The 23,171-nt window shown below is 45.0% G+C and carries 25 protein-coding genes; 3 read left to right on the top strand and 22 right to left on the bottom strand.

Annotated features, from left to right (window positions below):
- Nucleotides 1–18: 18 nt before the first annotated feature.
- The 19 genes from ACYCSE_RS12190 to ACYCSE_RS12100 all read right to left on the bottom strand — a co-directional run bounded on the left by ACYCSE_RS12190 (nt 19) and on the right by ACYCSE_RS12100 (nt 18,003).
- The gene (locus ACYCSE_RS12190) at nt 19–576 is read right to left on the bottom strand and encodes a hypothetical protein (protein ID WP_459702369.1); all 558 of its coding nucleotides are present in this window, start codon (nt 574–576) and stop codon (nt 19–21) included.
- Between the two features lie 27 nt (nt 577–603).
- Nucleotides 604–1,731, bottom strand: coding sequence for a pentapeptide repeat-containing protein (locus tag ACYCSE_RS12185; protein WP_459702368.1), 1,128 nt, complete (start codon nt 1,729–1,731; stop codon nt 604–606).
- A gap of 401 nt (nt 1,732–2,132) precedes the next feature.
- On the bottom strand, nt 2,133–3,464 hold the full coding sequence (locus ACYCSE_RS12180; RefSeq protein ID WP_459702367.1) for a DUF418 domain-containing protein: 1,332 nt from the start codon (nt 3,462–3,464) through the stop codon (nt 2,133–2,135).
- Nucleotides 3,465–3,684: 220 nt separating this feature from the next.
- Nucleotides 3,685–4,074: a hypothetical protein gene (locus ACYCSE_RS12175; RefSeq protein WP_459702366.1), complete on the bottom strand. Its 390-nt coding sequence runs from the start codon at nt 4,072–4,074 to the stop codon at nt 3,685–3,687.
- Nucleotides 4,071–4,937 carry a hypothetical protein gene (locus ACYCSE_RS12170; RefSeq protein ID WP_459702364.1) on the bottom strand — a complete coding sequence of 289 codons (867 nt, stop codon included), beginning with the start codon at nt 4,935–4,937 and terminating at the stop codon, nt 4,071–4,073. The genes ACYCSE_RS12175 and ACYCSE_RS12170 overlap by 4 nt, the downstream gene beginning before the upstream one ends.
- The gene (locus ACYCSE_RS12165) at nt 4,934–5,224 is read right to left on the bottom strand and encodes a hypothetical protein (protein ID WP_459702363.1); all 291 of its coding nucleotides are present in this window, start codon (nt 5,222–5,224) and stop codon (nt 4,934–4,936) included. Before ACYCSE_RS12165 ends, ACYCSE_RS12170 begins: the two co-directional genes overlap by 4 nt.
- Nucleotides 5,225–5,331: 107 nt before the next feature.
- Nucleotides 5,332–6,342 (bottom strand): LCP family protein, encoded by a 1,011-nt coding sequence (locus ACYCSE_RS12160; protein ID WP_459702362.1) that lies wholly within the window; start codon nt 6,340–6,342, stop codon nt 5,332–5,334.
- A gap of 47 nt (nt 6,343–6,389) precedes the next feature.
- On the bottom strand, nt 6,390–7,088 hold the full coding sequence (locus tag ACYCSE_RS12155) for an SGNH/GDSL hydrolase family protein (protein WP_459702361.1): 699 nt from the start codon (nt 7,086–7,088) through the stop codon (nt 6,390–6,392).
- Between the two features lie 27 nt (nt 7,089–7,115).
- Nucleotides 7,116–8,912, bottom strand: coding sequence for an acyltransferase family protein (locus tag ACYCSE_RS12150; RefSeq protein ID WP_459702360.1), 1,797 nt, complete (start codon nt 8,910–8,912; stop codon nt 7,116–7,118).
- Nucleotides 8,913–9,096: 184 nt separating this feature from the next.
- The gene (locus tag ACYCSE_RS12145) at nt 9,097–10,242 is read right to left on the bottom strand and encodes a WD40 repeat domain-containing protein (RefSeq protein WP_459702359.1); all 1,146 of its coding nucleotides are present in this window, start codon (nt 10,240–10,242) and stop codon (nt 9,097–9,099) included.
- Between the two features lie 3 nt (nt 10,243–10,245).
- Nucleotides 10,246–11,706 carry a sensor histidine kinase gene (locus ACYCSE_RS12140; RefSeq protein ID WP_459702358.1) on the bottom strand — a complete coding sequence of 487 codons (1,461 nt, stop codon included), beginning with the start codon at nt 11,704–11,706 and terminating at the stop codon, nt 10,246–10,248.
- Between the two features lie 2 nt (nt 11,707–11,708).
- Entirely contained in the window at nt 11,709–12,407 is a 699-nt protein-coding gene (locus tag ACYCSE_RS12135; protein WP_452566174.1) for a winged helix-turn-helix domain-containing protein, read from the bottom strand.
- A gap of 258 nt (nt 12,408–12,665) precedes the next feature.
- Nucleotides 12,666–12,977, bottom strand: a complete 312-nt coding sequence (locus tag ACYCSE_RS12130; RefSeq protein ID WP_459702357.1) for a hypothetical protein — start codon at nt 12,975–12,977, stop codon at nt 12,666–12,668.
- Nucleotides 12,978–12,997: 20 nt separating this feature from the next.
- Entirely contained in the window at nt 12,998–13,345 is a 348-nt protein-coding gene (locus tag ACYCSE_RS12125) for a VOC family protein (RefSeq protein WP_459702356.1), read from the bottom strand.
- Between the two features lie 301 nt (nt 13,346–13,646).
- Entirely contained in the window at nt 13,647–14,966 is a 1,320-nt protein-coding gene (locus ACYCSE_RS12120; RefSeq protein WP_459702355.1) for an ABC transporter permease, read from the bottom strand.
- Nucleotides 14,959–15,861, bottom strand: coding sequence for an ABC transporter ATP-binding protein (locus tag ACYCSE_RS12115; RefSeq protein WP_459702354.1), 903 nt, complete (start codon nt 15,859–15,861; stop codon nt 14,959–14,961). Before ACYCSE_RS12115 ends, ACYCSE_RS12120 begins: the two co-directional genes overlap by 8 nt.
- A 2-nt stretch (nt 15,862–15,863) precedes the next feature.
- The gene (locus ACYCSE_RS12110; RefSeq protein WP_254327005.1) at nt 15,864–16,799 is read right to left on the bottom strand and encodes an ATP-binding cassette domain-containing protein; all 936 of its coding nucleotides are present in this window, start codon (nt 16,797–16,799) and stop codon (nt 15,864–15,866) included.
- 41 nt (nt 16,800–16,840) lie between these two features.
- Nucleotides 16,841–17,242 (bottom strand): GntR family transcriptional regulator, encoded by a 402-nt coding sequence (locus ACYCSE_RS12105; protein WP_013308618.1) that lies wholly within the window; start codon nt 17,240–17,242, stop codon nt 16,841–16,843.
- Between the two features lie 41 nt (nt 17,243–17,283).
- Nucleotides 17,284–18,003: a hypothetical protein gene (locus tag ACYCSE_RS12100; RefSeq protein WP_459702507.1), complete on the bottom strand. Its 720-nt coding sequence runs from the start codon at nt 18,001–18,003 to the stop codon at nt 17,284–17,286.
- A gap of 235 nt (nt 18,004–18,238) precedes the next feature.
- On the opposite strand from ACYCSE_RS12100, the gene ACYCSE_RS12095 reads away from it, so the two are divergent.
- Nucleotides 18,239–18,466 (top strand): DUF1858 domain-containing protein, encoded by a 228-nt coding sequence (locus tag ACYCSE_RS12095; RefSeq protein WP_069291011.1) that lies wholly within the window; start codon nt 18,239–18,241, stop codon nt 18,464–18,466.
- A 14-nt stretch (nt 18,467–18,480) separates the two neighbouring features.
- Complete coding sequence (locus ACYCSE_RS12090; RefSeq protein ID WP_235307133.1) at nt 18,481–19,740, top strand: DUF438 domain-containing protein; 1,260 nt, start codon at nt 18,481–18,483, stop codon at nt 19,738–19,740.
- Here the strand turns inward: ACYCSE_RS12090 and ACYCSE_RS12085 are convergent.
- On the bottom strand, nt 19,729–20,241 hold the full coding sequence (locus tag ACYCSE_RS12085) for a GNAT family N-acetyltransferase (RefSeq protein ID WP_322161617.1): 513 nt from the start codon (nt 20,239–20,241) through the stop codon (nt 19,729–19,731). The genes ACYCSE_RS12090 and ACYCSE_RS12085 overlap by 12 nt on opposite strands.
- A 145-nt stretch (nt 20,242–20,386) precedes the next feature.
- Between ACYCSE_RS12085 and ACYCSE_RS12080 the strand changes: the two genes are divergently transcribed.
- Entirely contained in the window at nt 20,387–21,673 is a 1,287-nt protein-coding gene (locus tag ACYCSE_RS12080; protein WP_459702353.1) for a hypothetical protein, read from the top strand.
- Between the two features lie 65 nt (nt 21,674–21,738).
- On the opposite strand, the gene map is transcribed toward ACYCSE_RS12080, so the two are convergent.
- Together map and ACYCSE_RS12070 are read right to left on the bottom strand one after the other, a co-directional pair.
- Complete coding sequence (gene map / locus ACYCSE_RS12075; RefSeq protein ID WP_235307130.1) at nt 21,739–22,521, bottom strand: type I methionyl aminopeptidase; 783 nt, start codon at nt 22,519–22,521, stop codon at nt 21,739–21,741.
- 105 nt (nt 22,522–22,626) lie between these two features.
- Entirely contained in the window at nt 22,627–22,815 is a 189-nt protein-coding gene (locus tag ACYCSE_RS12070) for a hypothetical protein (RefSeq protein ID WP_007428354.1), read from the bottom strand.
- Between the last annotated feature and the right edge of the window lie 356 nt (nt 22,816–23,171).

Genomic DNA, 23,171 nt, shown 5'->3' with positions numbered 1-23,171 from the left:
ATATCTCCTCCCATTTCGTTACTGCATATCGACTTCCTGAAAGGAGATACCACTCGTTCCCCTCCGCAACAGACTTTCTGCTAATGCCAGATTTACTAATGTACAGGTTTCACGCAAACCTTGAACTTGCAATAAGGGCCTTCCCTCGGTGCGCTCTCGATCTACTACCAACTTCATCAATGTTCCTCCGGGATGAAATGTACTTAGCTCACCTACACAGTTCACTAAAGGGGGCTGAATCATCCAGTACAACTTTTGCTGAGAACGTTCCATATCCCGAAACAAAGCCATACGACTGAAGAGGCTCGGCGTATAGACCTGTAACAACTCATGTACAGAATCAGATACCATCATCCTGGAACCCATCAAAATATCAGGGTAAACCGTGTAATCGTGACCCTTGACCTTAAACTGTGCAGCACAAGAAGAGGGCCATTCCGTCCAATTATTAATATTTACCATCTCTGCATTGGCCTCTTCGTCCCATACGGGAACAGCAGAATACAACATCCGATCATCATGTTGACAAAGAAAATACTCCACTATGCCACGTCCCTTCCATTGCGTCTGTCCCACATGGTTTCATCCAAATGAAGTTAGATCCTAGGCAACTGGATGCATCCCTAAACTAAATCGAGTTCCATCCAGCACCGCTCCTTTGAAACAGGCACCCTCTATAGCTGCACCGATGAAGTCGGCCCCCTGCAATATAGCCCCGGTGAAATCTGCATTCTGTAAGTAAGCGCCCTGAAATTTGGCTCCTGTAAGATCTGCTCCTGCAAAACTTACGGGTTGAAAACCAGGTCTTTCCCATCGTTCAGACTGGTATATTCCAGGTACAGCTACTGCATCTCGAAAAGTCGCTCCTCTTAAGTCGGCTTTTTCAAAACGAGCTTCTTGAATCAAACAACCGCTAAAATCAGCCTCTTGTAAATATGCTTTATACCAACAGGAACCAATCAAATTGCCTCCCGTAAAATCACTATTTATAAAGGAACTTTCATTCAAATCGGCATATTGTAGACGTATTCCCTCATAATTTCCTTGAGACCCGTCGATCTTGCGGAAAACTTCATGTATGTAGTCGTAGGGCTTTTTTTCCTCTAGCCAGTCTTTAATCACAATGGAATCTTTGACACGCACATCTCGTTTATAAATGACTTCACTTCGATCTAAATATTCTCCGACTCTCAGTTCGAATACATCTTCCAACTGTATTTCATGAGCAAACTGAATATCATCGAACCATTCTTCTGTGATACTAAAACGCGCCAAGGCAATGATATATTGATGAACATATACTGCCACGTGCAATTTCATCCTCTGAATATCATCTAATCCGATTCTTCCGCCGTATTTCTTGGCCTGCTTACTTAATTCCATCTCCCACTCGTCCAAATAGCGAAATGCCCAATCTGCATTATAGGTATCTCGACAAGTATGGAGATCCATAAACCATCTTTTATCCATCGCCTCCACTAAATAGGTCGCCCTTCCGTTTGCTAATTCGGTACGAAGCATGGAATAAGATATATATCCCAAGGCGTGTTTATTACCTTCTTGCTGCATCAACTTGGCTTTCTCAAATATCTGCTCCAGTGAATTGCGAAATGCCTTAGCCAAGGCATGCTTATGATTTTGGAAATAGACTTCCAATGCGAATAACATTCGATGTTTTAGGGGTTCATAGATCTCATTTTTAAAATGTCGAAAAACCTCTTCACGATTCACGCTCTATCTCCTTTCTAGTCGTCACATTTACATAGGCTGCACGTATCAAGTAGTTGGTTATCTTAAACCGAAGTCTAATTTTAATGATATGTGAAATCATAATTTTCAAGGGTATATTTAACAGTAAATCATCCTTATGTATGTATCGGACAAATTAGTGATTTTGTTTACAGAAAGAACCATAACTGTGTTCAATGGAAAATGGGTAGGTTCACAATCGAACCCACCCATTCGGAGAAATTAACTATTAATATTTTCCATTATTTTCATTATTAGTTTCTATTTTTCAATTTTGTTCAATAATCATCTTATAGCTCTTATCTGGTATCTTTTTTGATCAGTCTGTTTTAATTATAACCCGGCGTTTTCTATGACAATAAATAGCAAGAAGGCTATCTACTTTACTTTTGTGAGCCTGGTTGGGGAGAGCTGAACAATCGGTCAAAGCGGCGCATCAATCCTTCAAGCGGACCAACAGGAAGCTTAGCAAACAACAATCCCAGCAACAGTGTTGCAACTGCGATCATTACGTCGCCATACGGGACTTCGTCCAGACTGTGCCCAATCTTTGTTAGATCGAGAACCCATACCACTACAAATTGAATGGCATACATGGTCAGAGACACACGGCCGACTCCTGCGAAAGGCATTAATACAGTGGGAGCCTTTTTCGATACGAGGCACGCAACGCCCAATACCAGGAATGAAATGCCTAATCCTATCATCGTCTGGAATGTCGAAGCGGTGTGCGGAGCCGACTGCAAAAGCATATGCCACATCGGTAATTCCGTATTAAGCGGCCAAATGGCGTATTCATCTGGTGGTTGCATAGGAGCAACCCCTTGCACACTTATCAGCCATTGTTCAAAGTGAACTCTCCAATTCGGAAGTACAAAAGCGGCCAGTGCCTTGCCAATAACAAGCATCACGATACCGCTGCCTGCGAGTGAGAGGGCTGTGCGTAATTTGGTGAGGTCAAAGCGGCCAATCGCCATGCCGGCAACAAATGCAGGCATCAAGGCGAGAGCAGACATCGGACCTCCCGCAATATCACTAAGAAGATAAGCTTTCGAGAAAATGCTTAATCCAAGAATCATTAGCGGCGGGGTTGTGACGAGCAACACTGCTGCTGTTGTAACAATTGTGCGGGGCGAACGGCGAAATAACATGAGGGCCAACACAAACATAGCTGCATAGGCAGGCAAAATGATGCCATATGAAGTGTTCAACATAATTAGCAAATAACCAATAATATCAACAAATACTGCACGGGCCAGCATGCGTGCACGAAAAGCGGTCACCTCTGCTCCCCGATCCATCATACGCTGTCCCATGATCGAATAAGAAATCCCGCCGCACAACACAAATAAGAGGGTGGTCGTTCCGGAAACGAGCGCAGAAACGTTTGGGTTCGATCCGAAGTGCTGCAAGTACATTCCCAGCACCGCCAATCCTCGTACTGCATCAAGTGCAACAAGACGCCCGGTGCCCCGCCTTCTCTTCGACTCTTCTACAGAGCTTCGAGAAGGAATATCGGTGTGTGTACCGTCGTAGGTTGAATTGGATATACCTGCTGTATCTACTGCTTTTTCATCCAATTTATTAGCAACCGTCTTTTCATTTACTTGATTTTCATTCAACTGGCTGTTTACGGAAAAAGCTCGTTTTTTAATCTTTGTCTCTTCCTCATACTCTCTGACGGATCTCCTCATCAGTTTAATACTGCTTAGCAACGTGCATTCCTCCCTGAAAATCCTGAACTCGCATTTTTCATCAACCCGCATGTTCAGGATTGATGTTACGCTGTAGTCCAATATAGCCTGCAGATGTCGCTAAAGTTTGATCAAGTTGCAAACAAAATGTCACAACGGACGAAACTGGTTTATCACAAAAACAACCTTATTCGCAGTTGATCACTGGAATAAGGTTGTTTTCAATATTATTAAAATTCACTCACGATTTGCCAGGGACGGCATTAAAAATTGAATTGGCCAGCAAACGGAATTGCTGCTGCGAATGAGCGCCATTGGTTAGATCATTAGAAAAAACAGTAAGATTCTTTTTGTTTTCCTTATAAGTGAAGGCCATGATCTTTCCTTTTGCAGCATCGTGACCTGGCCACCAGCCCGCTTTGAAGAAGTTTTCTTTATTACTAATGGTTGCAAGAACTTTTGCGGCTTTAGGTAGTTTCGTAATGTAAGAACCTGTATCGGTGTAGAAGTACTCTTCGTTATCGTAAGGGGCTGTAATCGCATTATCCTGTTTGACATTCGCCAGGAAGACCCCTTCGTATCTTTCCCATGTTGGTCCAGCAAACGAAAATTGAGGACTCCAGTTTTTCACATTAACCATCCCCATATTTCCATAAGCAATGAAGGCTTCCCTTTCTCAACAAGTTTATCGGAATCGAATGTATTCACAAGCACATCGGCATGCTGCTGATCATCGGTCACTTTAAAACCGAGATTTTTGAGCACATAATCCGGTTCGCCGAGAGCAGCTACCGTAGAAGGTTTAAGAACTTTGCCAACGGGTTTGTTATTGCCGAATGCCATTACATCAAGATCGTATTTTGAGGCCAGCGGGTACAGATCATCATAGGCTACTGCAAAGTCACCCGCTTCATATCCTGTTCCGCTTTTAGATAGCATCGTAACCACTTTGCCGGATTTAAGCAATTCATTAACCGTTTTGATGGCATCATTATTGGTGTTACGGATTAAAACATAGGCAGAATGATTCGGCATTTGTGTGACCGGAATCGATACGGAAGTCACCGGAGAGGTTTTGCCCTCAAACACTCCAGCTTCTCTAATCACATCACATTCAAATCCTCGTAGGACTGGAAAGTCCTGCACAATCTCGCCAGCTACGGAAGCATAATCTGAGACGTTAATACCATCATATAAAACCATGTTTGCAATGCCGTGTTTTGCCTGGTGCATATTTATGATAAATGAACCTGCAGGGTAGGTCTTGCCAGCAGCACTTACAGTTTTTGTCGAGCGTTCAACCTTTACTCCATTGCGGATAAAATATTCAATCATCCGGTAGGCTTCCAGCGGATTTTTTTGAAGACTTTTATCGGTCGGCAAAACGTAATACTCAGGGAAAAAATTCTTATTACCGTGACGCGGGCGGCCAATGACTTGATTTTTGGCATTGACTAGATACCGATCTACGGCACGATTATCCAAATTATTCATTCCATGCTTATTTTCTTTATATCTGAGCCCTTCGGAAGTTTAAATCTAGCTTTAATTGTTCTTTTCTTCGTCATTGATGCCACATTGCTATCCAATTTCAGTGTCGGGGTATTTTCAACCAGCGTTGAAATTGTTTTTATTGGTTGACTCTGTTTATCGTTCAACAACGTGCTTTTCGCACGTTGTGCAGCATCAGCCATAACTATGTGCGGAGCAGTGATTTCCAGAAGCATCGCGGTGGATATGGTTAACGCCAAGCAGAACTTTACTATCGGTTTTATACCCATTCTTTTTCCCCCTATTTATAACCGGAAGACCATGTTATGCTCTTCTTTATTCACCAAGAGCATTTACAGACTATTGTGCGGCAAATACGATTTTATATATGGTAGTCCTATTCAAAATCTGTTTGTTGCTTTTTTCCGGAAGGATGGTCTGTAATCGAGTTAGAAGCGTCGGAGTTTAGGATCCTTTGCACAAATTGCTTTAAATCCGTTCGACTTTTTACATCCAGAACAGCCGCTCTGCCAACATAAGTTTCTTTTAACAGCTTCATTGGCGGTATTTGTTCATTTCCCTTTAATGTGCTTTCATACCCTACCGAAGCCAAATTCCACATATCAGAGACTGACAAATTGGTATCGATATACGGGCTGATTTCCTCTAGAATAGAAGGGAGCCTCATAAGGGAAGTCGTTGTTTTTACCTTCTCAGCTATTGCCGTGATAAATTGCCTCTGTCTCCCTGTTCTGGAATAATCGGACATGGCATCATGGCGAAAACGGACATATTGAAGTGCCGTTTTGCCATCGAAGTGCTGCTGTCCCTGCTTCAAATCAATATCATACTCATGCTGATCGGCTTTACTCTCATAGTGCATACCCTTTTCGACATAAAAATCGAGCCCGCCTACCGCATCGACGAGTTTAATAAACCCTTGGAAGTCTGTATATACATAAAATTGAACTGGCACCCCCAGCAATTCGCTGACAGCTTTCATCGCCGTATCGGGTCCATGCGTAACAGCGGTATTAATTCGATTTTTGCCGTACCCGGGAATATCCGTATAGGTGTCTCGAAGAATCGAAAACACATGGATACGCTTATCAATAGGATTCAACGAAACGACCATCATGCTATCGGACCTGGGTACACTCCCCTTGTTGTTCTCGCGGCTATCCACGCCCATCAGCAAAATATTTACAGGTTCGGTTCCCTTCCACTCCGGAACTTCCAGTGCTTCGACTTTATCAGTACTTACTTTAACAAATGGGGAGTTGTCCGGGGTTTTGCTAAGTCCTGCTAATCCCTTGTAAATGGAAAAGAAATAATAAAAGATAAAGCTTACAGCAGCGACCACAAGTAATAACGTTATAATCAATATCCTCTTTTTCCTCTGTGTCATGTCATTATTCCTTTCCAAATGATGAATGCGCCTGCCTCTTTCCGTATTTAAGATTTTTGCAAGGCTGCTACGAGGAGTGAAGTGTAATATCGGCTACCATCTGGTTTTAAATGGACGCCATCTCTATAAAAGTATTCATCTTTACCTACACTGGCCGAATACCAGTCCACCACGCTGACGTTACTGTATTCACCAGCGACCTGTGCAATCGTGTCATTCACCGCATCCTGCCAGCCCTTCGGCACCCGGGTGGTGACCAAGAGTACCTGTCTGGCTTCAGAAAGGGATTGCAGTACGTCCCGCAATTGGTCTTTGCTAAATGGACCGTTGGTGCCGAGTTCGATAATAACCTGTTCTCCCAGTTTGCCTTGAGCGGCTAATTCATTAATGACTTTTACAGCTTGAGACATCTGACGGCCAACCTTGCCGTCCACCGTCATATTCGGAAGCTGCTCTTTTAAATAAGACTCAATTCCGACCGTAACCGAATCTCCAATCATTGTGACGCCCTCACCGGTGAAAGAAACGGATGATTGAGCTTTTTTTCCGTTGGTGTCGGAAGCCCCATGCTTTTGGGCAGCAGCCTGCATCTTATCAAGATTGTATAAAGAAGACTCCTTACTGCGAGATTCGTTATCAACCGAATTTTGCTTTGCGTGCATATGGAGGCCTATAGCTCCTAAAGCGATAAGGAGAATCATAAAACCCCATAATGCCCTCACTTTTCCGACATTTTTTTTGTTCATACCTAGTTCATCCTTTCCTTTAACATGCTAGTAGGTTTTATCCTGTTTGATAGCATCAATCAAAACCGAGGCATAATACTGAGCTCCTTCTGGTTTCAGATGAACACCATCGTCATAAAATAGATCGTTGCGGTTTTCGCTGGCCGAATACCAATCGATAAGTCGTACATTTTGAAATTCACCAGCAATTTCACGCAGATTGTCATTTACGGTATTCTGCCACCCTCTCGGTACTCTGGTCGTTATCAGATAAATTTGCCGAGAATCCTGTAGTGAAGTCAGCAAGGACTTCAGTTGACTCTGGTTAAACACGCCGTTGGTGCCGAGTTCAATAATAATTTTATTGCCAAGCTTGCCCTGTGTTCGCAAGTTATCAAGTACATCACCAGCCTGTAACATTTGCCGTCCCACCTTTCCATCAATGATCATACCGGGAAGCTGTTTTTCGAGAAACGGGGCGGCATCCAGAATGACAGAATCTCCAATCGCCGTGACCCCCTCTCCTTCTACGGAATGGCCTGTATTTTCATGATTTTCATTGGAACGGTCGAATTGTTGCTTTTCCGTCTGGACGGGTTCCCGGCCTACAGCTGCTGGCACATCAGGTACAGGATCTGATGAATCCGTCTTCCATGAAGTCAGGACCAGAATAATGGCGATAACAATTATGGCAAGGCCTAGTTGGTTGCCAGCGCCTGACCTGCAGAGTGATTTTAGGCTGGTCCAAAAGGTCCCGCGACGGATGGGCTCTTCGATGTATCTGTAAGAAAGACCCGCCATTATGAAAGTGGCCGTTACCTGCAGAGCAATGCGCATATAGCTGGCATCTTGGGTATTTACCACGGGACTTGATAAAATAATGATCGGATAATGCCATATATACAGACTGTAAGATCGCTTACCGATCCAGCTTAGAGGCCGGCAGCCGAGCAATCGCTCCAGTCGGTTGGCCGGATGAACCAGTACAGCAATGACAACCGCCGTAATGAGTGATAAATAAAGAAAACCGCCGCGATACAGCGAATCATCAAACTCGTTGGTCTGACCGATCAGGATAAACAACATTACAATGCCCAACACGCCAGTCATATCCAGCATGGTCCGGGCCGAAGAAGATACATTGTCACTCAGTCTCCAGCTGGGCCAGATTACCGCCAGAGCCGCTCCGATCAAAATGGCAGACGCCCTTGTGTCCGTCCCGTAATACACCCTGCTCGGATCTGTTCCGGGTTCGTATATAACGGCCATTGCTATGGCGGATACGGCGGCGCAACCCAGAATGTATAACATCAGTCTGCCTCGTCGCGGCGCAAGGCACAGACCGACCAGCAGAACAAGCGGCCAGATTACGTAAAACTGTTCCTCAATGGAAAGCGACCAGAGGTGCCCGATTGGAGAAGGCGGGCCAAAGCTTTCAAAATATGAAACATGATGAAAAATGAGATACCAGTTGTTTACGTAAAAAAGCGAGGATACAAAATGGCCTCTTAACGCCTGCAGTCTGGAGAAATCAGTAATTAAAAGCCACAGTGCCACTGCAGTCAGCATAAAGATCATTGCCGGCAGTAGTCTGCGCATTCGTCTGATCCAGAATTGCACAATGGAAAACCTGCTGCGCGTCCTCCATTCGAAAAGGATCTGATCCGTAATCAGATATCCTGACAGAACGAAGAAAATCTCTACCCCCAGCAGCCCACCCTCTGCCCATCTGAAATGAAGATGATAAGCAATAACAGCAAGCACGGAGATGGCCCTTAGCCCATCCAGACCAGTCATATAACGTTTTATTGGTTGATTCAGGTTCAGATTCCGGTTTCCATTCACTATGGTCCATTCCTTGTCCTTGTAGGCTAATGATCTTGCTTCATTTACTATAGAAAAAAGATGTCGCGAAAGTTTGATCAACATGTAAACAAATTGTCACAACGGTTGCAAAAAGAAAAACCTTATTCCGGCTGAACAACCGAAATAAGGTTTTTGAGATATACAAATATGGCGATCATCATCGCTATTTTAATTCAATGATCAATGACTCCTTGCTAGGAGAATCCGTTGACGCAGTCTGCGAGGAATCCAATTGTTTTTGTCCTTGAAGCAGTACACTTTTATTGTTCGGATTCCAGTATATATGCGTCGGCACAATTCCGCGATACACCGGTTCCTTATACAGTATATTTCTTCCCTGAACCTTGCCCACGTAAGTGACATTTTGATCATACACAGTGTATGCGATATTTTTCCTGTCAGGCGAGAATTCAAAATCAAACACTTTTTCCAGAATGACGGAGAGCTCGCCGTTTCGCCGATCATATTCATACAGTGAATTATCCGTTCCGAGAAACACAAACTGGTCGTTGTTCATCCAGGCTACTGAATCTCCACCAATCTGACGCTCGTATTGAAATTCAATATTCTTCCCGGAAACCTTCCCCATGGTTAGCACCTTTTTCTGACCTTGTTTTACACGAAATAACTGCAGCAGTACGCTGCGGCCATCATTTGAAATGTTAACACTCAAAAGCGTGTCTTCCTTTATGATACCCTTCAACTGATATTTGTCGGAAGTTTGAGACCCCATATCGTAGATATACAGGCTATCAGCTCCGTTATCAAGCGGGTTTTCTACCAGGTAGCTGATATACGAACTGTTGGCCGACCAGGAAAGATATTGTACATAAGACTGGTTCCTAGTATTGATCCTGTCTATTTTCTTTTCCTTGCCATCCTGCAAGGAAATAAGCTTTAAGGTTGTCTCCGAGGAAGAAGGGGAAACTTCGCAAATATATTTCCCATCGGGAGAAAGTATCGTATTGGAAGTTACATTGCCGATTCCGGGTATGGGCTTGCTCTGCTCATACGGATAAGTTAAACGTTCCAACGTACCTCGCTTCAGTATGGTCATGGCCCCGAACGATGCGATGACGGCATCTCCAGACGTCCAGCCCAGCAGCTGTCCCGTATTCGCAAAACGATCCGGAAGGCGATATATTTTTTGGACCTGAAACGGACGAGAGCTTTGATCGGCACTGGAAACTTCATTACTGTCAGCGATGACGACGGTCTCTGTTTTTGGTTCTGAAACGCATGCTGACAGCAGTAATACTACGAGAGATACGACCAGCAGCATTACAAAATATTTATATTTATTGCCCATTATTTATTCTCCGTTCCCCGCGGTTTCCAGAGCATTAAATTCCACCGTAACGATGGTTTCATTATGCTCGTTGGTAATCATGATGGAACCCGCAAATTCTTCAACGATGGATTTCACAATGCTGAGCCCCAATCCTATACTGCCTTCTTCTGCGCTGTCGGAATGAGCCAGATAAAATGGCTGTAACAAGTGTGACAGATGTTCTGCCTCAATCGGATCGCTTGGATTGCTGAAGATCAGGCGGATCTTTTCTTCTGCCTGTACTGCTTTTACCGATACTGCCGAAGACGGCAAACTATATTTAATCGCATTATCTATCAAATTGATAAACATCTGTCTAATCCTGTCCCCATCAGCCAACATGAACAATTCCTCATTGATCTCATATTCAATGGTCTTTTTATAGCGCTGTGCTCGGATCATCATCGATTCACACACATCCTGCAGGATTAGCCCAATATCCACCCGATCAAGCTCCTTGAGCATAATATTATTGCGTGAAACTTCCAGTAGTTTTAACACCATCGCATGCAGGCGCCTGCTCTCCTCGATAATATGATTCATTCCTTTGTCAAAAAAAACACGGTCTTTCTCACCGTTCAGCCTGATCAACTCCGCATATCCCAGAATGGAGGTTAATGGAGTTTTCAGTTCGTGAGTAATATTGTCAAAAAAGCGCTTTTCCTGCTGGTGAAGCTGCTTCAAGTGGTCCCGGTCCTTCTCAATAATATGGATCTGTCTACTGATTTGATCAATCATATCGTTAAAATTCTCAGCCAATCGGCCAATTTCATCCTTGCGTTTAATATGAAGACGGATATCCAGATTTCCATTTTTCACCTCGGTGGATGCTTGCGTCAATCTGGTCAGTGGGATGGTAATATGCCTGGAAAGAATATAGGAAAACAGAAAGGCTGCCGCAAAAATCGCTAGGGCAATATAGAGGGTAATCTCCCGAATCTGTCCGGTTTGTTCGTAGAGTGAGCTGAAATCTTTGTAAAAACGCAGTATGCCTACCTTTGAACCGTCTATAACAACCGGGTAGGAGAAGAGGACTGTCGTCTTATTACGATCATAAGTAATGCTGTACGCTGTATTGCCACCAATCGCCTGCTGCAGATCGCTTTGTATTCGCTGCTGAAATAGTGAGATGTCCGGGGCATAAAGCAATTTGCCTTCCACCGTATACACGCCAATACTGCTGTTCGTGGTATGGTTTAGATCAGTTGCTATCTCCTTGGCAATTTCTCCAAAATACAGCTCATTGCTGCTGAAATGGTTAATCAGAAAAGCCTGGCGCACATACACATTGCTGTTATTTTTCAGTCCGATCAGTTCGGAGCTAACCAGGTTCTGATTGCTTGTCCGGATAAATTCCTTGACGGTCTGATTAAGCACGACAAAAGAAAGCGAAAAAATCAGAAAAAAACCGATCAGAAATTTGATGCTGATTTTGCGTATCATGCTTATTCACCCATTTTTTTGAATTTGTATCCAATTCCGAAGACGGTAGTAATACACTTGGTGTCATCCAGCTTTTTGCGGAGTCTCTGGATATGCGTATCAACTGTACGTGTATCTCCAGCAAAATGATAACCCCATACCAGATCAAGCAGTTCGGAACGTGAAAAAGTTTTGCCCGGATGTTTAACCAGCATCATAAGCAGGTCAAATTCCTTGGGAGTCAACTCAACGGGACGGCCTTCTTTTTGGACAAGCCGTTCTTCTTCAATCACCTCAATGTTTTTAAACCGAATGACGGCTTTCTCTGCTTCCTCCCTGTCGGGGCTGCTCGCCTGCTCCACTCTGCGCAAAATGGTTCGAATGCGTGCAACAACTTCACGCAGATCAAAAGGCTTGGTAATATAATCATCGGCACCGAATTCAAGACCGAGAATTTTATCGGTAATATCCGATTTAGCTGTAATCATACAGATCGGTATGTTATAATCCGTAGTCACCTTTTTGCAAATGTCTAGACCGCTCTGGTCAGGCAGCATCCAGTCCAGCAGCAGCAAATCGGGCTGAAACGACTGCAGTTCATGCATTCCCACTGCTCCGCTGGACGCTGTGCGTGTCTGGAACCCTTCCATAGAAAGCCCGTACGATAGCAAATCGGCAATCGGAGCATCATCTTCAATAATAAGAATCTTTGCTTTATTCATCGTAATCCTCATCTCTATTTTTAATACGACAGGTTTAGGACATCGCCCATTATATTAATCAATCAGGGAAAAACAATCAAATGTATATTGCAAATCCTCATACCCGCTATCAGCGTATAGCCCCACCTTTTCTGTTATAAGAAGCCGTACCATGAGCATTTTTCGATAAAAACTGAAGCAACCATAGTCGAAAAACGAACTAAGGTTGCTTATAGGCAGTTCATCCCAGCTCCCGCTGTTATTGGGCTATTCGAAAGATCAATCATGAATAACGAAATCGTCGCCTGATGTGAAAGTGATGTGTCCGATGTTTTCGATCCATCCCTCTACTGGATAAGATACGGCCTCTTTTCCGTTTGAAAAAAACCACTCTCTTCCTTTATGCACAACGATGAATAAACCATGCTCATCCCCTATGGGAGCGAAGTTTTCGGATGACTCTCCAAAGTTCGGTATCCCCAGTTCATTTAACTTCTTTACTGCATTTGGAACGTTTTTCGATACGATACCGACCTCACTCACCCCAATCAAGTCCTTCATCGAAAATGGATAATCCGTTTGGTTTTTCATATTATGCCTCGCAATGAATTCTACGATATTTCCTGACGGATCCTCAAAATAGAATGAATGAGAATTCCAGAAATCAAAAAACACTTCATCCTCGTTATCCTCTTTAATAAGACTGATTTGAGAGGATATCTTTTTTTCGCTTCTGCAAATGTATTCTCTGGAATGTTGATGGCTATATGATAATAAGGTTTACCATACTGAGCTAAGAATCGATCATCCGCCTTTTTGAAGACCACTTGCGTGTAGCCCATATAAACCGTAAATTCATTATCATCTTTGTCATCTGCAATTAAATAATCCAATTTGGAGTAAAATCCCTTCATATCTTCGAATTCATTTATCCACAGAACAACCTTGTTAAATTTCATTTTCATTCCCCCTATAGATTAACCTCTTACTGTCCGTCCGTGATCGTATCAAGGCCAGAGCTTACGATGTTTCCACTGCCCTTCACTCCAGTAATACTGAACCCGGGTGTGCTTTCTATCAGTGCACCATATATCTCAGGGCAGGCATAAGGTCAAGTCATAAAGTAGAAAAACCTTGATTCATCAGTGTTTCTGACGAATCAAGGTCCTCAATCTGTCTCAAGCATGTATTGCAAAAAATCTCATTTATTAATTACTTTTGTCTCAACTATAATGGTTACTCACACCGCAATTAAAAAATTTAAATCTTGTAAGCCTTCATAGCTTTTCTTAACTCTTTGAATGAAGGACGTTTGCCATACATTAAGACGCCCGTACGGTAGATCTTGGCGGCCAGCCAACCGAACAACAAAATGGAGGCGACCAGAATACCAAGTGACAGCCAAATTTCCAGCAGGCTCGCCCGCTCCAGACCAATCCGCAGCAGCATGACAGTCGGCGAGAAAAATGGGATATACCCGGCCACCTTTACGAAAATCGTATCAGGTGCGGCGATATTGAAGATACCGATATAAAAGGCTGCCAGTGACAACACGGTAATCGGCATGATCGCCTGTCCCAACTCCTCGGTACGGCTAACAATAGAACCCACCGCAGCGAACAATACTGCGTACAGAAAGTAGCCGAGGATGTAGAATACCAGACCATAGCCCAATACCGCGATATTCAGTTGCGACAGATCCAGCCCGGCTGAGCTAAGAATGACATTATTATGCGGCAGCATAAGGTTGGCACATACAACGGCTGCAAAGACAGCAATTTGCAGCAGGCCGACCAGGAAAATGCCGATAATTTTTCCGAACATCTGGGTCAACGGTGAGACGCTTGTGATGAGAATCTCCATGATACGTGAGCTTTTTTCCGATGTCACTTCTGCAGCAATCATATTCCCCGTCATCATGGAGGAGGTGAAGAATAAAATCATCAGTACATAGACCAAACCATAGTTAATCATAGAGGTCTCTTTTTTCTCTGTCCCCACGGCTCCCCCTGCCTCAGACGGACCGTCTACTTCCCTGCTATCCACCAATACAGGTGTGCTAATTTCACGAATTTGATCGCTGGTCAATGCATTGCCGCCCATAATGGCTTTGACCTTAGCTTCCTGAAGTCCCGTCTGCAACAATGTAATTACAGCAGGAGATGGCTCTTTTTCTACAGAGACGTACTCCACTTTAGGAAACGCATCTCCCTTGGCGGCAGGCTCCGTGAACTGCACGTAACCTTGCAGCTCCCCGTTTTTCAAGGCTTGCTGCATTGCCGGCGCTTGTACGCTGTCATAACGCACCCAGATGGCTGCGGGGCTGGATTGCTCCTTGGTGAATTGCTCCAGCTGATTCGCCACTTCTATCCGGCTCCCGGCAATCAGTCCCAAGCGATGATGCTCGGCTGCCGTTGTGCCCGAACCTCCTGCCCCATCTCCTTTAAACAAAGAAATCAAATACGGCAGATTCATACCAATCGTAATGAGCAAGGCCAGTACCAGCGTTGTAATGATAAAAGATTTGGTTCTCGCCTTCTGACGAAACGTAAAACCGATCACCGTCCCCAGTCTATTCATGGGAATCCCCCACCTCTCTTATGAAAATCTCGTTCAGCGTAGGCTCCTTGATCTCAAAATGCTCTACATCCGTTTGCTCCAACGCCGTTTGTAAAATCAACTTCGCCGCATCCGGCTGCTCAATATGCAGCATCCAGCCGCGATCCATAGACTCTGCACGGCGCACGCCGGGCAGCTGCTCCAGTCCATTCACTTCACCTGTAGTAATGAGACGAACTTTTTCACGTGGGTAACGGCCCTTAATCTCCTGCACACTTCCCTGCACAACTGTATTGGAGCGATGCAAGATCGTAATATGGCGGCACAGTTCCTCCACATGCTCCATGCGGTGGGTCGAGAATAAAATCGCAGCCCCATCGTCCCGCAGCTCTTTCACCGTATCCTTAAGCAATTCAACGTTCACCGGATCAAGCCCACTGAAGGCCTCATCCAAAATAAGCAGCGTGGGGCGATGCACAACAGCGGCAATAAAGCCCATTTTCTGCTGATTCCCCTTGGATAGCTCCTCAATCCGCTTGTCGTAGTATTCCGGCACTCCAAAGCGTTCCAGCCAGTAGCGTAGACTTTTGTCCGCCTCCTTGGCCGACATGCCGCGCAGCCTGCCCAAATAGTTAATTTGCTCGCTCACCTTCACCTTGGGGTATAGTCCACGCTCCTCAGGCAAATAGCCCATCGTCCGCTGAAGCTCCTTGCTGTAGGGCTTTCCCTCATATTGAATGCTTCCTCCATCAGGGTAAATCAGGCCGAGCACCATGCGCATCGTTGTCGTTTTGCCTGCTCCATTGCCTCCCAGTAATCCGTAAATCTCCCCGCCATTCACATTCAGCGAAATTCCGTTCACCGCCGTGTGGTTCCCATATTGCTTCACGACCTCTTTCAATTGCAGCATGCTCATGATTACTCCGCTCCTTTTTTCTGCGTGTATATCTCCGCATCTTCTGATAGTTGTCCAGCAGACCAATGTATTAAAATATCATCCAGCTCCAAACGCCTCACACGGATAGGGCGAATGCCCGCTTGTTCCAATATGGCGCTGGTCTCTCCGGCTGCCAACGTTACAATTCGCTGCAATCCGCCTTCGCTCTCCGTCTCTACCACTCCCGGAAGCTCCGATGCCTCCTCTGGCGTGCCTTCAAACCACATTTCTTTGCTATTTTCGAGCAAATGGTCTTTTTCCAGCTTGCCGAGCAGCTTGCCATCATGCATCAGGACAATATAATCCGCCAAACGCTTGATCTCGTCTATAATATGAGTAGCAATAATGACCGTCGTTTTGCCGTTCTCCATACAATCCCGCAGTTCCTCCAGCATGATTTTCCAGGCAAAAGGGTCTAAACCCGACGAAGGCTCATCCAGCAGCAACAAACGAGGGTGAGGTGCCAAGGCTGCAGCCAGTTCAAACTTACGACGCTCTCCCTTGGACATGCGCGATAATTTCGTATGCTGAGGGACCTGAAATCGTTCCATCAGACGCTGAAAACGTGTTTCATCCCAGCCGGGATACCACAAGGCTCGAAAAGCCGCTGCTGCTTCTGCCGTGAGTTGATCTTCCTCACGGCTTGGCTGCTCTGACATATACCCAACCCATTGTCGTGTATCTGCCGGCATGCCGTCTGGATACGCTTGACCGAACCAACGGATTTCACCGGAATCCGGGTGGATAAGCTGAGTCAGCAGATGAATCAATGTACTTTTGCCCGATCCGTTATGTCCAGCCAAAGCGACTACATATCCCGGTTCAATGGTTAGATTAATCGGTCCAATTTCCCGGTTACCTCGGGTTTTATAGACTTGGCTCATCTCAATAATGGGTGTTTTTATCTGTATCCCCATAGGAACTTCCACATGATGATTTACTTCGTTCTTCACGGGCGTCACTCCTTCACTTGGACTTCATACCTTCTCTTCACCATTTCTGCGAAAAGCACTAACAATTCCTGTTCTGTCATCTGCACAGCAATGCCTGTGTCAATCGCGGTTTCCAACGCCTCGGTCACTGCTTTAAGGCGGTAACCTGAGCGCTTATCATCCTCAACCAGAGCTACGAAGGTGCCCGTCCCCTGCCGGGTACGAAGCAAGCCCTCGTTCTCCAAATCCTGATAGACCCGCCGGACGGTGATGACGCTGCAGCGGAGCGTCCCTGCAAACTCCCGAATGGAGGGAAGCAGCGTTCCCGCTGCAATCTGTCCGGTTACGATGAGTGAACGAAGTTGCTTTTCAATTTGTGCATACAGCGGTTCCGCGCTATTCTCATCAATTTGCACTGGTATATTCACCTGCTTCTCCCCCCTTTTTATCTATCTTTGTACACATACCCCTAAGTTAAGTCCCGTTTCATAAGTCTACGCTGTGTCACCTTATAGGACACCCACATACCCAGAACTCCTGCCAGCAGCGCTCCCCACATCACCGGAGACAACAGCTGCCATTCCTTGCTATAAAATGCCGTTAACGATACCAGATTGGCTCCACATACTCGAACTATAATCGTAACTATCCCACAAATGAGCATGACGACAATGGATAGCCAAAAGTAGGATTTCCCTTTTTTAAGAAATTCCAAATGAATATAAATGGCTTGAATCAGCATTCCGTAGCCTATCCAGGTAAGTGCAAACGATACAAAGAAACCTGTACTGGCATATACCCGAAACGTAGCTGACAACGTAAACAATAGAGTGAAAAATATTACGCTGTTCACAACAAACGCCAAAAGCGCCTGTTGAATTCGACTCATAATCACCGCATTCATCGGTATAGGCAAGGTGCGGAAAAAGGCTAGCATATGCGTATAGGAATCTTCCTGAAGATATTTAAAAGCACGGCGGTTATAAATGAATCCGAGAAACGGAATCAACACCAGCATGATAAAATCGGCTACTGGACTCAAGTTTCCAAGTTCACCCCATTGCACACTTACAGCAAAACTCATAGTTAATCCCAAATACGCAATAAACAGCAATGTCCACAGCATGACATATGGATTGTTGCGAAAATCGTGCCGGTTAATCTTCCATGCCTGCTTGATGATTGTCATTTTCATATCCTGATCCCTTCTTCACTGCCTGTAATGACGACCTCGTTCTCTCTTCATACGAAGTTATTATTACAGTAATCAGTGTTATTACTGTATATATCTTTATACACAGTATATAAACCATGAATTATAACTGTCAACACCTGAATGTAAATTGTGCGTACAATCACAAAAGCTCGTCAGAACCTATGCTACTCTGTAAATGATAAACGTTCTCAATCAAGGGGATGACCAAATGGATAAGATACTGCACTGGGATGAGCCGATATTTAACCTTGTTAACCGTTACCCCGAAGTGAAGGACATTATGGTAGAGCTGGGTTTTCACGATATCGCCAAGCCTGGCATGTTACAGACCGCAGGTCGTTTTATGACACTGTCCAAAGGTATTGCAATGAAAAAAGTAGCTATGGAAACCGTGGAAAGCACGTTTTTGCAACATGGTTTTACCATTCAAAAATAAAGGAGCTAACGATCATGAGCGAGTTAATTAACAACCGTGAACATACAGCACAGGAATTAACGGAACGCCAACAAACGCTAAAGGAAATTATAAAAGAATTACATGCCGGGAAAAGCGTGGAGGAAGTCAAAGCGCGTTTCGCAGAGGCTGTTGGCGGAGTAAGCGTAGCGGAAATTTCAGCTATGGAGCATGCATTGATGACCGAGGAGGGGATTCCCGTATCGGAAGTGCAGCGTCTTTGTTCCGTGCATACATCGATATTCAAGGGTTCCATTGAGGATATTCACCGTCCTTCAGGACCAGAGGAACAACCGGGACATCCTGTTCATACCTTCAAGCTGGAAAATCGGGAGATCGAACAATTGGTCAACTTCAAGTTGTCATTGCACGCGGACCAATTTCAGAAGGACGACAGCCCCAAAATCATCTACAAGTTACTGGAAGATTTAAGTCTGCTGCTCGATCTCGACAAGCACTATAGCCGCAAAGAAAATCTGGTCTTTCCTTATCTAGAACGCTATGGAATTTTTGGCCCAACCAAAGTCATGTGGGGTGTGGACGACAGCATTCGTGCCGCGATTAAGGAAGCGAAGAGTCTGCTCACCGAATATAACGGAGATCGTGAACAGATTGGGAAGGCACTTGCCCATATCATGAGCGAAGTGAATGAAATGATATTCAAGGAAGAGAATATTTTGCTACCGATGGCACTCAGTAAGCTGACAGAGGATGAGTGGCTGAAAATAGCCCGGGAAAGCGAAGAAATCGGGTTCTGCTTGACCGCTCCCGAACGTGAATGGATACCTGAACGGGCAGAGGAACCGGCAGAAGCCCTTGAGCAAACGGAAGGCACATCTGGAACACCGCAGGGCTTCGTGCGATTCGAGACGGGGATTATATCTGTACAACAATTGGAACTACTGTTGAATCATCTACCCGTTGACCTGACTTTTATTGATGAAAATGATGTTGTTCGCTATTTTTCCCATGGTAAGGAACGAATCTTCGCGCGCACGAAAGCCGTCATTGGTCGTACCGTACAGAATTGCCACCCACCCCAAAGCGTGCATGTCGTTGAGAAGCTGCTGGAAGATTTTAAGGCAGGTCGCAAGGATGTTGAAGATTTTTGGATTCCAATCAAGGACAAATTTGTCTACATCCGTTATTTTGCCATCCGTGATGCAGAGGGCCGCTATCTGGGAACGTTGGAATTTACACAAAATATCGCACCGATTCGTGCTTTGGAAGGACAAAAGCGTATTCTATCCGAATAGTATCCAACCGTAAGCCACCATGTTCAGGTTTTTGCCACTCATATTTATAATATGTTGTTCTACTATAAGTTTGGCCCCCAGCCTTTCATAAAAAGTACATGCTGGATTATCTGCTAGCACCCATACGATTACAGAGTGAATATCCATACTATTAAAATGTTGAAGCAGACGTAAAAATAGTCTCTTCCCCAAGCCTAAACTATGGTATTCACTCAAAACGTAAATAGCCGTTATTTCTCCCCCATACGGGGGGTATTCACCTGATTTTTCTGGACCCCCACTCACAAATCCGATGATTTCCCCCTTCTCATTTTCAGCAACATATACCCGATGACCGTCTTCACTGGATAGATTCGCATTCCACAGTTCTGTTCTTTGCTCATAGGAAAGCTGTTCCAGAACCTGGGCAGGCATTATATCTTTGTACGTCGTCTTCCAGCAATCTACGTGCACCTTGGCGATGCCCTCGGCATCTGATATCGTTGCTTCCCTGATGTTCATGTAAGTTCCACTCCTAGTTTCCAATATTATGCACTCTATTATATCGACGATCCCAATCTTGATCTATAATAAGGATATTCATTGTTTAGTGAAGTTGGATAGGATAACCCGTTCACTACACTACTCGTTTACTGGGGGATTTGACTTGAATAAAATTGTTTCATTTTATGTGCCGCTTGGCATTTCGTCATTAATTGCTGCACTAACGCATGTCATCGTCAATGCCGTGCTTGCTCGTTCGGAACATCCTTCGTTTACATTAAGCAGCTATGCGGTCGCCGTCAGCTTGTGCCTGCTGTTGGAAACTCCGTTAACCGCTGTACGGCAGATGACCACGAAATTCGGTTATGATCGCAAGTCCGTTCATTCTATCGGTATTTTATGTACGTTCGTGGCTGTGGCTGTATTGATCATCGGCTGGAGCATCGGGTTGACGCCCGTAGGCAATCTGGTCTTTCAATATGTATTTGGTGTGTCCCCAGTATTGATCGAACCCACCAAGAACGTATTCCAGGTTCTTACTTTACTATACATATTGGTAGCTGTCCGTAACATATATCAGGGACTTATTATTAACAAGCACCGAACGGCATGGATGACTTTCAGCTCGTCCATACGTATTATCGTGATGCTAATTGCTTCCTGGTTTTTGATCCGTGCTGGCTGGACGAATGACGGACGAGTCGGTGCCGCCATTTTTATTGCAGGTATTCTCATAGAGCTGGTCGTTACTTTTTTAGAAGGCCGGGTTCTCAAAAGAAAGCTGCCTTCTGACAACGGGGAGCAAACCATCCATCACGCGAAGCATCTCCTACCTTTTTACCTTCCTTTGCTATATTCGGCGCTGGTGCTGGTTATCCTGAATCCTTCCATCCAAGCAGCGCTGAACAATACAACTGATCCACTGTTGGCCGTGGCATCCTTTTCTGTAGCACTGCAAATCCTGAATCTATTTGTCTGGTTTTGCAGCTCTTTGCATCAAATTGTGATTCAATTTTATACGACCAAGCGCAGGGAAGTGCTGATATTTTTAAGCTTTTTGTCTATCCTGTCGCCAATGCTACTCCTGTTACTCTCCTTCGGATTTGCTGGTGATCCTGTGTTACGGAATGTATTGGGATTGGAAGGAGAACTGTTGCTAGAAACCAGAGGACTGCTTCGCATACTGGCTGTCTATGTTGCATTTTATCCTTGGGTGGAATATTTTATAGGACGGTCGATATTAATCGGTAATACTAAACCTATCTTTATCGGTAGGCTGTTTTCTGTGAGCTTTGCGATTCTCGCGCTTATTCTGTGTATCTGCTTTTTTCCAGGACTGGACGGCAAAATGGCGGGAATTGTGATGGCTGTTTCCTCGCCTGTCGAGCTGGGGATTTATCTGTTGCTTTATCGAAAAATCTCTACAACCACGATGAATGTGTCATCCTAAAAAACTTACCTAGAGAGCCTTATGCTAACGACCCGCATATTGACTCCCTATGGCACAACTCTCTTTTACGAGGTCAAAATATAAGGACCGTTCTTTGTAATCGCAATCGTGTGCTCGTATTGAGCCCCCCAACTGCCGTCTGCTGTGCTGATGGTCCAGCCATCGTCCCCCCAGAGCACGGCCCCCTCGGTTCCGAGGGTAAATACCGGCTCAATGGTAATCACCATCCCTTCGCGCAGCGGTAATCCCGTTTTGGGACGACCGTAGTGCAGAACCTCTGGCGGCTCATGCATTTGGCGGCCAATGCCATGCCCGATCAGAGGCTTGACGTTGCCGAACCGCCGCCAGCCTGCCGCTTTTTCCACAGCATGCCCGATATCCCCCAACGTCTTCCCCGGGCGGGCAACCTCGATCCCGCGCATCAGTGCCTTATGGGTCTGCCGCAACAATCGTGCTACCGGGCGGCTAATGTTACCTACCGCATAGGTCCATCCTCGGTCAGCCAGCCAACCGTCCTTGTTAACCACAATGTCGATGGTCACAATATCCCCATCATGAAGCACCCGCTCCGAGGGAAAACCGTGACATACCACCTCGTTGACCGAAGCGCAGGTGGCATAAGGGAAACCTTTATAGCCCTTTTGTTCAGGCGTAGCTCCGCGCTTGCTTAAAAACTGCTCCACCCAAGCATCGATTTCAAGCGTTGTGATTCCCGGAAGAATACGACTTTCCAGCGCACGATGGCAATCTGCCAAAATACGTCCGGCCTCCCTCATGTAGCCGATTTCCTCCGGTGTTCGTATTGCTATCTCTATTGGAATCCGCCTCCTTTGAGCATACAAATTCACTAAACCTATCCCATTGTATGCAAGGCGGACACAAAAAAACCGTCTCCTCTGTGGATAGACGGTTTATAAAAGTCGTATTTCTAGTTTTTCGGGTAATCGAACCCTTTAAGATACTGAAGAATTTATGCGACCGAGTTCGTTTTCCACCACCATGGTCAACTCTTCCTCATACCCTCCTGTAATCCGGTATTTTCGCACATATTCCTTTACAAATTTTTTGGGATCCTTAGGCCGGAAAATTCGAGTCATTTCCCGCAGACTTTCCTTAACTTCATTGTGACCTTTCGTTGCCATGTAACTCCCTCCCAAAACGTTGAAAATAAGTGCTCCGTTGAAGAGAATGCCGAAAAGTATTGATGTCCTTATGCAGTGAAGTAGTATGTCTAATTGCAGCTTAGGTCGGGAACACCTTATACAAGGCATGTACCTGACACTATTATTAACCGAATTTCTTTTGGCTGAATCACTACCCCATTATAACATATTCAGATACAGCTTTCAGCTTTCCAGTAAATTCACATTGATTTTACCTATCTTTTACGCATCATGTCATTTTGGGTACTCAATCAGCTGTTGCACAGGGGGTATACCTTATTTATCGGTTTTTGGAGTGTATGTGTTTGGGGTAAAATAAATAAACATAACAAGGA

The organism is Paenibacillus sp. SEL1 (assembly GCF_054602535.1).
The sequence above is the reverse complement of the archived record's forward strand: the minus strand, read 5'-3'. Positions and strand labels throughout refer to the sequence as shown.

What these genes read in the sequence shown, in the direction of transcription:
- ACYCSE_RS12110 (WP_254327005.1), bottom strand. Translation starts at nt 16,799, where the DNA reads ATGGGGATACAGATAAAAACACCCATTATTGAGATGAGCCAAGTCTAT.
- ACYCSE_RS12115 (WP_459702354.1), bottom strand. Translation starts at nt 15,861, where the DNA reads ATGAGCATGCTGCAATTGAAAGAGGTCGTGAAGCAATATGGGAACCAC.
- ACYCSE_RS12100 (WP_459702507.1), bottom strand. Translation starts at nt 18,003, where the DNA reads ATGACAATCATCAAGCAGGCATGGAAGATTAACCGGCACGATTTTCGC.
- ACYCSE_RS12130 (WP_459702357.1), bottom strand. Translation starts at nt 12,977, where the DNA reads ATGAAAAACCAAACGGATTATCCATTTTCGATGAAGGACTTGATTGGG.
- ACYCSE_RS12070 (WP_007428354.1), bottom strand. Translation starts at nt 22,815, where the DNA reads ATGGCAACGAAAGGTCACAATGAAGTTAAGGAAAGTCTGCGGGAAATG.
- ACYCSE_RS12165 (WP_459702363.1), bottom strand. Translation starts at nt 5,224, where the DNA reads ATGGGTATAAAACCGATAGTAAAGTTCTGCTTGGCGTTAACCATATCC.
- ACYCSE_RS12155 (WP_459702361.1), bottom strand. Translation starts at nt 7,088, where the DNA reads ATGAACAAAAAAAATGTCGGAAAAGTGAGGGCATTATGGGGTTTTATG.
- ACYCSE_RS12125 (WP_459702356.1), bottom strand. Translation starts at nt 13,345, where the DNA reads ATGAAATTTAACAAGGTTGTTCTGTGGATAAATGAATTCGAAGATATG.
- ACYCSE_RS12145 (WP_459702359.1), bottom strand. Translation starts at nt 10,242, where the DNA reads ATGGGCAATAAATATAAATATTTTGTAATGCTGCTGGTCGTATCTCTC.
- ACYCSE_RS12085 (WP_322161617.1), bottom strand. Translation starts at nt 20,241, where the DNA reads ATGAACATCAGGGAAGCAACGATATCAGATGCCGAGGGCATCGCCAAG.
- ACYCSE_RS12160 (WP_459702362.1), bottom strand. Translation starts at nt 6,342, where the DNA reads ATGACACAGAGGAAAAAGAGGATATTGATTATAACGTTATTACTTGTG.
- ACYCSE_RS12120 (WP_459702355.1), bottom strand. Translation starts at nt 14,966, where the DNA reads ATGAATAGACTGGGGACGGTGATCGGTTTTACGTTTCGTCAGAAGGCG.
- ACYCSE_RS12090 (WP_235307133.1), top strand. Translation starts at nt 18,481, where the DNA reads ATGAGCGAGTTAATTAACAACCGTGAACATACAGCACAGGAATTAACG.
- ACYCSE_RS12095 (WP_069291011.1), top strand. Translation starts at nt 18,239, where the DNA reads ATGGATAAGATACTGCACTGGGATGAGCCGATATTTAACCTTGTTAAC.
- ACYCSE_RS12140 (WP_459702358.1), bottom strand. Translation starts at nt 11,706, where the DNA reads ATGATACGCAAAATCAGCATCAAATTTCTGATCGGTTTTTTTCTGATT.
- ACYCSE_RS12170 (WP_459702364.1), bottom strand. Translation starts at nt 4,937, where the DNA reads ATGAATAATTTGGATAATCGTGCCGTAGATCGGTATCTAGTCAATGCC.
- ACYCSE_RS12135 (WP_452566174.1), bottom strand. Translation starts at nt 12,407, where the DNA reads ATGAATAAAGCAAAGATTCTTATTATTGAAGATGATGCTCCGATTGCC.